11 protein-coding genes are annotated in these 12,394 nt (G+C 33.9%); 6 read left to right on the forward strand and 5 right to left on the reverse strand.

The genetic code is table 11. From position 1 onward, the window contains the following. The first annotated feature begins 335 nt into the window (after positions 1–335). From BLS98_RS09790 to BLS98_RS09810, 4 genes are all read left to right on the forward strand, one after another. Complete coding sequence (locus tag BLS98_RS09790; protein WP_139166097.1) at positions 336–1,229, forward strand: hypothetical protein; 894 nt, start codon at positions 336–338, stop codon at positions 1,227–1,229. Positions 1,230–1,836: 607 nt separating this feature from the next. Beyond that, the gene (locus BLS98_RS09800) at positions 1,837–2,256 is read left to right on the forward strand and encodes a transposase (RefSeq protein ID WP_089736012.1); all 420 of its coding nucleotides are present in this window, start codon (positions 1,837–1,839) and stop codon (positions 2,254–2,256) included. Further along, the gene (locus tag BLS98_RS09805) at positions 2,232–2,564 is read left to right on the forward strand and encodes a helix-turn-helix domain-containing protein (protein ID WP_089736015.1); all 333 of its coding nucleotides are present in this window, start codon (positions 2,232–2,234) and stop codon (positions 2,562–2,564) included. Before BLS98_RS09800 ends, BLS98_RS09805 begins: the two co-directional genes overlap by 25 nt. Positions 2,565–3,370: 806 nt before the next feature. Next, positions 3,371–4,249, forward strand: a complete 879-nt coding sequence (locus BLS98_RS09810; protein WP_089736017.1) for a heparin lyase I family protein — start codon at positions 3,371–3,373, stop codon at positions 4,247–4,249. A 198-nt stretch (positions 4,250–4,447) separates the two neighbouring features. Here BLS98_RS09810 and BLS98_RS09815 read toward each other — a convergent pair whose 3' ends face one another. Next, entirely contained in the window at positions 4,448–4,807 is a 360-nt protein-coding gene (locus BLS98_RS09815; protein ID WP_045497910.1) for a hypothetical protein, read from the reverse strand. Between the two features lie 323 nt (positions 4,808–5,130). Between BLS98_RS09815 and BLS98_RS09820 the strand changes: the two genes are divergently transcribed. Continuing rightward, positions 5,131–6,261, forward strand: a complete 1,131-nt coding sequence (locus tag BLS98_RS09820; RefSeq protein ID WP_089736019.1) for a lactonase family protein — start codon at positions 5,131–5,133, stop codon at positions 6,259–6,261. Between the two features lie 18 nt (positions 6,262–6,279). Here BLS98_RS09820 and BLS98_RS09825 read toward each other — a convergent pair whose 3' ends face one another. From BLS98_RS09825 to BLS98_RS09835, 3 genes are all read right to left on the reverse strand, one after another. Continuing rightward, on the reverse strand, positions 6,280–7,488 hold the full coding sequence (locus BLS98_RS09825) for an MFS transporter (RefSeq protein ID WP_089736021.1): 1,209 nt from the start codon (positions 7,486–7,488) through the stop codon (positions 6,280–6,282). A gap of 89 nt (positions 7,489–7,577) precedes the next feature. Then, positions 7,578–8,489 (reverse strand): helix-turn-helix domain-containing protein, encoded by a 912-nt coding sequence (locus tag BLS98_RS09830; protein WP_089736023.1) that lies wholly within the window; start codon positions 8,487–8,489, stop codon positions 7,578–7,580. Between the two features lie 97 nt (positions 8,490–8,586). After that, positions 8,587–9,099 (reverse strand): hypothetical protein, encoded by a 513-nt coding sequence (locus BLS98_RS09835; RefSeq protein WP_089736025.1) that lies wholly within the window; start codon positions 9,097–9,099, stop codon positions 8,587–8,589. A gap of 116 nt (positions 9,100–9,215) precedes the next feature. On the opposite strand from BLS98_RS09835, the gene BLS98_RS09840 reads away from it, so the two are divergent. Beyond that, the gene (locus BLS98_RS09840) at positions 9,216–10,637 is read left to right on the forward strand and encodes an aminotransferase-like domain-containing protein (protein WP_228425186.1); all 1,422 of its coding nucleotides are present in this window, start codon (positions 9,216–9,218) and stop codon (positions 10,635–10,637) included. A 107-nt stretch (positions 10,638–10,744) separates the two neighbouring features. Here BLS98_RS09840 and BLS98_RS09845 read toward each other — a convergent pair whose 3' ends face one another. Further along, complete coding sequence (locus BLS98_RS09845) at positions 10,745–12,229, reverse strand: M1 family aminopeptidase (RefSeq protein WP_089736028.1); 1,485 nt, start codon at positions 12,227–12,229, stop codon at positions 10,745–10,747. Between the last annotated feature and the right edge of the window lie 165 nt (positions 12,230–12,394).

Below are 12,394 nucleotides of genomic sequence, written 5' to 3' on the forward strand. Positions count from 1 at the left end.
TGAATTTATGATTAATGTATTTAATTATTATTATAAATGTAGTAAAAATTAATAACTGTTAAAAGTGTGAAAATGTCATTAAAAAACTACATGTTCTTAGGTGTAAAATTACAATCGTAACTATCTATTTTTACAATGATTATTTTATAGTCTATATAGGTTGTCAGATCTTTGCAGCATCAATTTATTACCTGATTTAACATTGAAAGTTAAATATGTTCCCAAGCATTTTAAATAAAACTTCAGGGTCATTTATACAGGGGAGAAATCATGTCTCCTCTGTTTAAAAATATCAGGAAATAAAGCAAATGAATGTCAAAAAATTAAACCTAAGTATGATTAAAAACACAAAAATTGCATCTTTGGCAGCTATACTGTTGGGGATGTCAACCAGCAGTTTCGCACAAACTGGGAGTGTCGGAATAAACACGACGTCTCCTACAAAAACATTGGATATAAACGGGCAATTACGCGTGAGAGATTTACCTGTTATTCCAGCTGGAACTCCTATGGTTGCTGATGAAAATGGGAATGTTGGAATTTATAAACCTGTAAATCCTAATGATTTTATTCTGTATAATATAGACAGTAATGTAAGACAAAATGAGAGTATCAGTGTTCCTCCGGCTTCTATCTTAAATCCAGTGCAGACCAACGCGCAGGATGGTGGAAGCGGAACTACCATCCAGCCTGAGAATTGTTGGGTAGTTCCTAACTCTGAAGTGATATTCAAATTCCCACAAGGATCTGTACGAAGAGGTACAGCTTCATGGAATACATGGTTTGAAATGTCGTACGGATTAGGACCCTGGACTCAAACGAATATCATTGGCGGAACAGGAAGAATTAAGGTTCCTGCTTTCTTTCATAGCAGAGCGTATGCACGCTTATATAAAAAAACAGGAGTTGCATGGGTACTGGCAGATGTTGTTACAGTAACCATGCAGACCACACAGGTTTCTCCCTACCTTGATGATGCAGCAAATAAGGATGAGAATGGAAATTTACATGCTGTTACAGCCAGTAGTAATTTAAACTTCCGATATTCCATTTCCGCCTTTTACAGCATAGGTGATGGTACTGATGTTACCGTACAGGCAGATACAGAATATAAAGTAGAATTACTATATGGGATAGAGAGTTATTCCCCAAGAACTCCGGTTACTAACCCGAATTTTTTACAAAACTGGGGAGTGCAATCTGTTGCCTATAGTTTTTATAAAAATTAAGATTTTATTACATTTTTGAATGAGCGGGACAGAAATGTTCCGCCATTTGAATGAAAGCTAAAGAGGTAAGGTGTTTATAATAAGCTTTTAATGAAGATTTAATGAAAATAAGCAATAAGAAAAAAGTAATGAATCATATGATATTACAATGGGGAGTAATTGCGGTGCTTTTGCTTACGGTTGCTGTTCTCAGGTATTTTAATTATCATTTGTATTCGGTGGTGTTCATGATAATGACCACCTTGGTATTGTGTTACGTTATATTAAAAAACCGGTTTATATTCGAATATGAGAACTCTGGAGAAGTTTTTTCCATTAAAAGTTATAAATGGCCTTCTAAAGGTAAAAAGAATCCGGTTTTTGAAATGCCTCACAAGAAGATTTTAGATGTTAAAATCAGGAAGGTTCTATTTCAGAAATATCTAATCATTCTCTTTTCAGGTTCTTCGGGCAGAGTATTAAAGATGAAGATTGATATTACCTTTTGCTCTACAGAGCAAATAAATGCGCTTTTTGGAAATATCACCAAAAATTTGACCGGGAAAAAAACTGAATTTATTTCTGAGAATAGAGGATAATGTTTTTGAATAGTAAATAAATAATTAGGATGGAAAATTTAAAAGATATTCATATTGGGACTTTGGTAGATCAAAGAGTGAAGGAGCAGAATGTGGATATAGTCAGAATATGTAATTTTTTAAAAGCAACAGAAGAAGAAATTGTAGAAATGTATTCTATGAAATCACTGGATGCAGAGATCCTTTTAAAATGGTGTAAGTTGCTCGAATATGATTTTTTCAGACTGTATTCCAGTCATTTGATTTTGTTTGCCCCTGTAGCAGGTTTGAATAAAAAAAAGGAGAAATCAAAGCTGCCTCAATTCAGAAAGAGTTTATATACGAAAGAGATTATAGATTACATACTGGAGCTTATAGAGAGTAAGCAGAAGACCTCTTTGGAGATCATTAATCAGTACAGAATTCCGAAAACAACTTTACACAAATGGCTAAGCAAGTACAAACCTTAAATACGGGACCTAACTACAAACAGATTTACCATGATTTTATAGCTGCTAAATGTCCAGATAAAAAAGAATCTGTAAAAGCCTTTTTATCAAAGGATAGCTTGTCTTTGTCAGACGTATTAAAAATCAATCAGATTATATTTTTTGATGGTTCATCCGAAAATCAAAAATTTAAATCATACGATAAGCAGGCTATTTTTGAAATCCTGCAGTATCAAAAAAAACATCAATTAAATAATCGTCAATTGGCAGCTCATTTTAAATTAAGCAGAAATACAGTCTCCAAATGGAAACGTATTTTTTTAATATAAGCAGCATGTTTTTCCTGTTAAAGTAATGTTATATATTACTTTATTTATTCTAAGTATATCCGAATCGGATATACTTTTTTTTTGATTTCTAGAGACCGTATGATAAAGTGTTCTAAAATATGTAATATTTTATCTACAAATACCTGTGTTTGTTTTACATGATGCATTGATTTTGTTTACAGGATATTTTTGTCTTTCTATGGCAATTATCAGACCTTTGGTTCAGATTAATAATTAAAAATGGGAGTTAATTACCATTGATTCTAAAAACTCAGGATGAAATTATTTTAAAATTAATTAATCAATTTTAGCCCCTTTTGGGGCTTTTTTAATTTTTATCCTGGTTGATTTCTTTATTTACCATTCAAAAGCTGTATAAAACAAAAAAATCCCCGAATGACTTCGAGGATAAAAACTAATAACCATGAAAACTCAAATTAAACATGAGAATCGGGTGCAAATTTAATACAAATTTAATTACTGGGCAATTGTAGTTATCAATGAGTTATATAGTGCATTTCATTTGCTTTTTAAATTATTAATCTGATATGGGAAAATTTAAAATTAAGATATATTAATATTGGTTATTTTTGAATTAAATTTTATATAAAGTCTATATTGTAATAAATTTTATTTTTAAAATAAAAGAAAAAATAATGACTTCACCTTAAAAAATGGAATTGATCGTAATGATTTGATGATAAAGAGCATTATTTACCGAAATAAATAAACTTTTGCAGTCATTTAACTTCTAAAATGACTTTATATCGATGCTAAAAGCAGGATAGCTTTATTACATTGAAAACATGATAAACCCTATTAAACTCAATGGGTCTAATACAGACCGAAAAAGAATTCTTTTAATTCTTGCAATGATGTTGTTCGGAGGCTATACCGAAGCCCAATCTATAGGAGATGTTTTACTGAATGTCAACTATGAAAATGGAACTCTTGATTCAGGGATTACGGGAGTAAATCCTACGAACGCTACAGCAGTAGATGCCGTTTACATGGTACAGCCGGGAGCAACTGGTAATTATGCCATTGCTCATAAAGTAGTATATGGTGATCTGGGATACTATTCTAATGATAACTGGAGAAGTGAAAGTGCAGCAGATCAATTTCTGGCAGCTCGTTTTTGGCCAGGTGATGAACGCCGTTATGAATTCAGTGTATTACTGAAAGATTGGACACCCTGGAAAGCTGGAGGTCCCACTAATGAAACAAATATTTTCCAGCTTAAAATTTCCGGTGGAGCAGGTGTTCCTCTTCAGGTAAGAACACAACGAAATGCGATGCGATTAAGATTTGCTGTGGCTAATAATGTACCTCCTGTAGATATTATACCGGATGTAAGACCTTATATTAATCAATGGATTCATTTCAGAATCGATGTTAAATGGACGGATATGGCTACGGGATATATGAAGACCTATATGAAACTGCCTAATCAAAGTGACTATGCTTTAGTAGATAATAAAATCAATTATACAACTTATAATAACGGTCTTGTTGGCGGAGATCACGGATATATTAAATGGGGAGTCTATGTAACACCTCCGGATATTACACGTATTGTTTATCATGATGATATAAAAGTTATTTATTTGGGCGGACCAGCTGTTCCGGATTTTGAAAGACGGCCTGCTGAAATAGTATACGCCAGCCAATCTCATTTACCTTAGAGATTAATAAATCAAACAAATATATGGCCTGGAAGTTTTTAAAAGCTTCCAGGCTTATTGTATGGTAATCTCAAATGATTTCAGTGGTTACATTGTCCGTCTTTGGAATGTATAGCAAACAGACCAATGAAGTAAATAAATTTATAAGGATCGACTCCTAAAAAAATAGGGTGTCAATAGAGAATCAATTGCAAAAAATTAATTAAGATTATAGTTTGCAATCACCAGACCCAATATAAAATGTACATAATTCTGATCCGTTTCCTGTCTGTTAATCAGCTTGTTTTTATATTCGTAAGAATTTAATGCCTGTGTTAATCTCTGATAAGTCTCAAAATTGTCATCTTTAATTTTTACCCTTATATTACCATCCTTCCTGTTAATAAGTTGATTATCTAAGGTTCTTACTTTAAATAAAACGTTAGATAATTTCGGACGGAAATTCATTGCCCCGATATATCTTTCAACAATATTGATCTTGAATGTATCAAATATGATGTTGTGAAAAACAATTTTAGAGTTAGGCTCTTGAGTATTGAGCTCGAGCTTATAATTCATTATAATTTAAATTTTAGTAAAGATAGGCTTAATTATACCACATAATAATGCCTTGTTAATAGATCATTCACATAATCACGATAGTACATTATCTGTCATCGGAATGAATGAGTAAAGATAAAGTTTTTTATTGATAAAAAAGTATGAGAAGATTAAATATAATGCATAAATACCTACTTGGGACATATGATAACCCCATGAAATAGGTTTCTGTAAAGGGCTTTGAAAATTATTTTTAGGATTTAAATATTTCAACTCAAAGAAAATATCTAAATTTATAGTTCTCTATTTTTCCAAAACATTCAAAAAACTAATTCAAAAAATTGAAGAAAATAGTAAGTATAACGCTTGTCATTTTAGCAGGCCTGAAATTATGCGCACAAAATACCTATGTATTTTTTGGTTCATTTAACCATGATAAAGAAACTGAGGGAATCTATGTCTATGAGTTAGACACCCTAAAAGGTAAATTATCGAAAATAACATCTGCTAAAGGAGTCTTAAATCCATCATTTCTAACACTTTCACCAGATGGTAAATATGTTTTTGCCTGTACAGAAAGTAAAACGAAAAATGCAGGAAGTGTAAGCAGCTTTGAGTTTAATCCTGAGAAAAAGACCCTTACATTTATCAATAGCCAGAAAACAGGTGGAGAAAATCCTGTTTATCTTGCCGCTCATAAGAACGGAAAATGGCTCATTAATGGAAACTATACCGAAGGCAGTACTTCTGTTTATCCTATCTCAGAAAATGGATTGATACAGCCAAGAGTTCAGAACTTTCATTTTTCAGAAGGAAGTGTAAATCCGGATAGGCAGGACAGAGCTCATATTCATTCAACTGTTTTTTCTCCTGATTTTAAATATGTCTTTTTACCGGATCTGGGAGCTGATAAAATCCGGACATATCAATTTGACGCTGATAAGAAAGAACCATTGATAGAAGCTGAAAAGCCTTTTATTCCAACTTCATTAGGAAGTGGCCCTAGGCATTTTACATTTCATCCCAATGGAAAATTTGCCTATTGCATTGAAGAAATGGGTGGTGCTGTAAGTGTTTACCAATATAATAACGGAAAATTGAATCCTATCCAGAGAATCAATACCCATTCTGATCAGTTTAAAGATAATTTTGAAAGTTCAGATGTTCATATTTCTCCTGATGGACGCTATCTGTATGCTTCAAATCGGGGAAATGAAAACAATATTGCCATTTTTTCAATTTCGAATGATGGTACTTTAAAAACGGTAGGGTATCAATCCACAAAAGGACATCATCCAAGAACCTTTACCATTGACAGTTCCGGAAAGTTTTTAATTGTAGCTCATCCGGTAAGCGGAACTGCTGTTGTTTTTAGGCGAAATGCGGAAACAGGATTGTTGAAAAAAGTGGGTAGGGAAGTGAAACTGAACGGAGTTTCTACGGTACAGATCAGGAAATATGAGCCCAAATAGAAATAAAAAAAGCAGAGATTAATTATTCTCTGCTTTTTCTTTTTTTACTACTTTATTCATAACTAAGATCACTCCAAATAGGAGAATGGCAATGATAAGGTATCGCCAGGAAAGGTCTTTTTGTTCCGTTACCGTTCCGCTTACAGAAATAATAAAGCTGGTAATCGAGGTGATTACATAAACCAGACCACCCATCAATCCACCGGCTGTTCCTGCGTTTTTAGGAAAATACAGCATACTTGTTGTAAAGAATGAAGTAAATAAAACTCCCGAACAGATGTGAATAAAAAAAGCAAAAGGAATCATTATATAAAGACTTTCCGCATAATAGCTGGTTGTAATTAATCCTGCAATCAGTATCAATTGAAGGATAATGGGCAGTAAAATCCTCGATTTAAAATCCAAACCAAGTCTGCGTTTCCCGATAAATCCTCCAATCATCCATGAGAAACCTAAAATCAAGGTACAGTATCCGATGACTACCGGGGTAAAGTGGAAAGTGTTTTCAATAATAAAAGGTCCGGTAATATTGAATAACATTACAATAGAATAACTTAACCCAAGAATAATAATCCCCAGCATGAAGATCTTATTCTTAAGCATCATTGAATACAGACTGATATTCTCTGAAAGATCCAGTTTCTTTTTCTCTGGAAGGCTTTCTCCACTGAAAAACCATTCAAACAGAAATAAAAATCCTGCATAAAAGGCCAGAAAATAAAAATTAGCATGCCAGTTAAAAAGCTTTTCAAGATAACCGCCAAGGAAAGGTGCCAGAATAGGGCCGCAGGACCATGCAATGGTAAAGTAGCTCAGATAATGCTTTACCCGTTCGGCATCATAAATATCCACAAAAATAGCACGGGTGGCCACCACAAGTACAGAAACCGCAATCCCCTGAAGAATACGAAGGAGGCATATCAGAAAAATACTGTTGGTCATGGTAATGAAAAGGCTGCTTAGGATTAAAACTAGTAAAGCAACTAATTTAGGACGGTAACGGCCAATACTGTCCAGAATTCCCCCCACAAATAGCTGGGAGATTCCATAACTCAGCAGATAAGACGTTAATGTAATCTGTATATCTTTTTCCGAAACCATCATTTCCTTGGCCATAGAAGGGAAGGATGGCAGGTAAATATCAGTGACAAACCCCGAAAGCGGGATAGACACAAAGGCCATAATGGTTATTAATCTGATACGTTTCTCAGATGCTTCTCTCAACATATTCATTCATTTTTTTACTATGCAAAAATACTTCAAGAATAGAAAATCTAGTTTTAAAAGACAAAGTAAAAATTACAAAATTCAAATATTTAGAAAGCATTTTTAAATTTCAAAGGAGAAGTCTCGGCATGCTTTTTAAAGAAATTATTAAAATGGGAAGGCTGCTCAAAGCCAAGCGTATAGCCAACCTGTGCAATATCCCAATTCGTATATTTCAGAAGGTTTTTAGATTCCTCAAATATTTTTTCTTTAATAATTTGCGTGGTAGTAAGATTGGTGACCGATTTTACAGATGAATTCAAATGGTTCACATGTACATTCAGATGATCTGCAAAATCAGAAGCTGTTTTTAAAGCTAAAGGATATGCAGGAGAGTCCAGCGGAAACTGTTTGTTCAGAAGCTCATCAAATAGTCTGTACAGGCGTACATTGGCGGGAAGCTCATTAAGGCTTACATCTTCAACACGGTTTTGGAGGGCAAGATGTAAAACAGAAGCGAGATTACTTTTAATACCACTGCAGCGGAAAGGATAAGTGGAATGGTTCATCTTGAACATCTGGTCAAAATACATCGTAGCCAGTTGAATCTGTTCATCATCCAGAAATATAAAAGGTTTACTCCATTCTTTAAATAATGAAGTCTTTTTAAACAGGTTAAACTCCGAATTTACATTAAAAAATTCCTGATTAAAAAGGCATGAAAACCCTTCCTGAAAATCATCTTCACATTCCCAGGTGTAAGGGATATTAGGTGAGGGCAAGAAGAGTACAGGGCGGTCAACATACATGGTGTGAGATCCATAATGAGCTGTTCCTTTTCCTATGATAAAACAGATTTTGTAATAATCACGTCTGTTATAAGGACTTTTAAAGCTACAATATTTTCGAGGAATGATATTGAAGTGGGTTTTTCCAGTCTCAAGATCAGCATCAGATATTTCGAGAATATTTCTGCGCGTACGTTTGTAGTAGTCTTTTATGGTTTCCAGTTGATCACTCATTGTTCCAGAATTATAAAAATCAAAGATAGGCAAATCTTTGGGTTTTAAGATTTGCCTTCAATAGTTTTTATGATTGGTATTGATTGAAGATCCTTTGCTAATTTTTACTAACCTGCATTTCTATAATATAAGACGGAAGCTGAAAAGGCGTTGTTTTTGAATTTTCTTTAATAACAAAACCAGATTCTTTCAAAAATTCCAGGAGTGGATCCTCTGTAAAGATGTTGGTCCAGATGATATCAGTGAATGAGGCAGCCGCTTTGCATTTTTTCCATAGAGATTCACGGGTTTCAGATGTATCATATTCCTTAAGAATAACAAAATTAAGTTCTGTAAATCTTTTTCCTTCCGGTGAACCAGAGTGCCCGGAACCACTTTTTACAATGCCATAGCCTACAGGTTTTTGACCTGCATACGTGATAATAAGCTGATTAGATAGATTATTCAGCTCATTGATCATTTTTCTTGGATCCCAGTTCTCTATATATTGTTTGATCTCTTCCTCTGAAATAAGTTCTCTATAAGTAGAATGTAAAGAAGATTTGATAACAGTAAAAAGATCATCAACACCTTCATCTGAACCTATGGTAAATTTTGAAACGATTTCCATTCTTTTTTCTTCAAAATTATGAGTTTAATCTATTCAGAAAGGATACAGATGGTTAAAATATAACCGGTACAGATTTTAATTTTGTAAATTTGTTCAGTACAGATTGGTGCATGACAATGAAAACTTACAAATACGAAGCTTTTACAGCAATTATTGAAGAACAGATCCGTAACGGAATTTTACAGACTGGTGACAAACTGCCCTCTATCCGGGAAATAAAGGAAAGATATCAGCTGAGTACAAGTTCAGTACAAAGTGGTTTTGAATATTTAATGATTAAAGGTCTTATTGAAAGCAACCCACGCTCAGGATACTTTGTGGCCAAGAGAAGGGAAGAGTATATTCCTGAAGTCAGGACGAAGCTTTCTCCGGTTGTTCGGGATGAGGAATTTATGAAAAATATACTGCTGACTTCCAAAAGAATTTCAGAATCGAGTTCCTTTAATACGACGGTGCCAGGTGACCTTTTGATTCCACAGAAACTAATTTTAAGAACCATGCAGGAAGTGATCCGTGAAAAAGGAGCATCTCTATTGAGGTATTATCCTTCCAATGGGCTTGAGGTCCTGAGAAAACAGATCGCCAAGCAAATGGGAATATATGGCTGCAGGTTTAATCCGGATGAACTTATTATCACAGATGGCGCTTTGCAGGCGTTAACCATTGCATTAAGCTCCGTAACAAAGGCTGGTGACGTTGTAGCAGTGGACAGTCCGTGTGTATTCTCCATATTGGAAGTTATTGCCAATCTGGATCTGAAGGTTATTGAGATTCCTGTACACTATCGAAATGGCTTTGATACGGAATATTTCCGAAAGGTTTGTGTTGAAAACGATATTCGGGCTCTTATCGTTACCCCAAATTTTCATAACCCCACTGGAATCATGATGAGCGATGAAACCAAAAAGAGTGTATTGACAATTGCAGAAGACCATCAATTATGTATTATTGAAAATGAGATGTATTCTGACCTTTATTTTGAGGAAAAAAGACCATCTAGCATTAAAAGTTTTGATGAAAAAGGATGGGTAATGACCTATTCTTCTTTTTCGAAAACACTAGCTCCTGGGATTCGTTTAGGGTGGCTGCATGCAGGGAAGTTTTATGCAAAGGCAGAAAGAACAAGATTTGCTCTGGGTAGATCTGTGTCTCCACTTTATCAGGAATTGATTTTGAAACTTTTACAGGAGACCAGCTACGAAAGACATTTGCGATCATTCCGTAAAAAATTAAATCAGCAGGCCAATCAGTTGTTGGAAGTATTAAGGAGAAGCTTTCCACGGGATTCCTATTTTCATAGGCCGCAGGGAGGATATAGCATTTGGGCGCAGATGCCGGAAAATATGGACATGAAAAGATTTTATCAGTATTGTGAAGAACATAAAGTTTTATTCACTCCGGGAAACACATTTTCCCTTACAGATAAATATGATTACCATTTTCGGGTTGTCTTTGCAGAAAGAATTACTTCTGAGAGTCTTCACCTATTACAAGAAACAGGAACAAAAGCCCATGAGTTTATTCTAAATAAAGAATAATTAAAGGTTGATAAAATAAAAGGGGCTTCAATATCCTATCTGCTTTATATTAATATTACAGCTGGAAGGCTTTATATTTTCTAACTCTGGAAAGGCATCATATCAATCTATTCAATCAGATATTTACTATTTTTACTTTTATCCATTTCCAATTGTGGAATTCCATCAGTAATTTGGAAAGAAAAAGCGTCTATCCATTTTTCTTTAGGAAGATCAATATCTTCACCATTGAGAATATGTTTTTGAAAGGAATAAGAGATGTCCTGGTCCAGATACTTCTGCACAAACTCAAGGAAAAGCTCATCCGTAAACCTTAATTTCTTTTCTCTACAGGTTTTCAGTAATTCCCGCATCAGATGATCTAAAGATTTTTTATAATGGGTTTTCAGCATAATTTGATTATCCAGCCAGAAGGCAAAAATAGCTCCGCGTCTGTAAGGAACTTTTTCTACATTCCTGCTTTTCCAGAAATCATCCTTTATTTTGTAATTGGGGATATTTCTCTCCGGATTTTTCCAATGGTTTTTAATGACTTCAGTGTTAAACAACTTTTGCCACTCGTCCATTGAGATGTCATGTATTCTTACCCTGTTTTTATAAGTATAATAATCGGTAAAACCTTCGCTGAACCAATAGTTCAGTTCCTCATGTTTATTTTTAATTGCATTCCCGATCCATTCATGCATTAATTCATGGTGAAATAAATACAGATAAGAATTCTTATTATTAAAAGGATTATTAGTTCCCTGGATTATAAATGCATTTTTAATAGCAGAACCTGTAGTACTATAGCCTTTATACAAGCTGTCTTTTTGAGAAACAGTAGGAGTCATTGTAATTGTAAAATAATCCTGATCGTAGTCTTTCCAGAAATCCCTTTGAGATTGAACCGCTTTCTTCAGATTGGAAAATAAAAAATCATCCGTAAAACCATTGTTCCAGTCACCTCTCAATGCAAAATAAACAGGTTTGTCATGTATTGTAAAAGAATAAAACCTGTAATCACCTCCTATAAATAAAGAATTATAAAAGCCGTCCCAAAGTATTGTTTTTATTTTCTGTTTACGAATTTGTGAAGCAAAATTATTATGAAGGCTGAACTTTTCCGGGAAATTCATCCATTCAACAGAGAATTCAAATTCCTGTTCATCCGGCATTTTTGTAAAAGCGAATGGAACCATGAAAAGACTCTTACCCAACACATGAAAGAAGGTGTTATTGATTCTCGGTCGGTTGAAGATTTTATAATTAGGATCAGTAAAATCTTGTTTGATATGATAAACCAGGGAAAATTGAGTTCCCTTTTTCTGATGGAACTTTATTTTGTTATTTTCAGGTTTGATTTCATACTTAATACCAGGATTTTCTTCCTGTAAAAGAACAAGATTTTTAAAAAGGTCATTCTCACCCCAGTTTTCATTAGCATAATAGAAAGATAAAGTATCCGATGCCTTTTTCAATGTATAATCTACCTGTACTTTTAGGCCGTTCTTTGCAAGGTTTTCATCATAATATACTTTATAGCTTATTTTATTTTGAGAATAAGCCATGAATGGTAGTAGTAATATCAGAAAAATTAGTTTTTTGAACATGGATTAAGTCGTTTTTCCAAATTTAGTATAAAAATCCAAAAATTACAGACCGTTTATGGCTCGTTTTGAAACCGAAATTTAAAACTTTAAGAGCTTGCTGTCAATACAATAGAAATTGGAGGGAAAATGAATGGAGAAGAAAGAGGTGAAATTTGATCCACTACG

It is taken from the genome of Chryseobacterium jejuense, assembly GCF_900100075.1.
Lineage (GTDB): Bacteria > Bacteroidota > Bacteroidia > Flavobacteriales > Weeksellaceae > Chryseobacterium > Chryseobacterium jejuense.

Excerpts from the sequence above, each read along its gene's own strand:
- BLS98_RS09790 (WP_139166097.1), top strand. The coding sequence starts at position 336 with ATGATTAAAAACACAAAAATTGCATCTTTGGCAGCTATACTGTTGGGG.
- BLS98_RS09800 (WP_089736012.1), top strand. The coding sequence starts at position 1,837 with ATGGAAAATTTAAAAGATATTCATATTGGGACTTTGGTAGATCAAAGA.
- BLS98_RS09805 (WP_089736015.1), top strand. The coding sequence starts at position 2,232 with ATGGCTAAGCAAGTACAAACCTTAAATACGGGACCTAACTACAAACAG.
- BLS98_RS09810 (WP_089736017.1), top strand. The coding sequence starts at position 3,371 with ATGATAAACCCTATTAAACTCAATGGGTCTAATACAGACCGAAAAAGA.
- BLS98_RS09815 (WP_045497910.1), bottom strand. The coding sequence starts at position 4,807 with ATGAATTATAAGCTCGAGCTCAATACTCAAGAGCCTAACTCTAAAATT.
- BLS98_RS09825 (WP_089736021.1), bottom strand. The coding sequence starts at position 7,488 with ATGTTGAGAGAAGCATCTGAGAAACGTATCAGATTAATAACCATTATG.
- BLS98_RS09830 (WP_089736023.1), bottom strand. The coding sequence starts at position 8,489 with ATGAGTGATCAACTGGAAACCATAAAAGACTACTACAAACGTACGCGC.
- BLS98_RS09835 (WP_089736025.1), bottom strand. The coding sequence starts at position 9,099 with ATGGAAATCGTTTCAAAATTTACCATAGGTTCAGATGAAGGTGTTGAT.
- BLS98_RS09840 (WP_228425186.1), top strand. The coding sequence starts at position 9,216 with ATGAAAACTTACAAATACGAAGCTTTTACAGCAATTATTGAAGAACAG.
- BLS98_RS09845 (WP_089736028.1), bottom strand. The coding sequence starts at position 12,229 with ATGTTCAAAAAACTAATTTTTCTGATATTACTACTACCATTCATGGCT.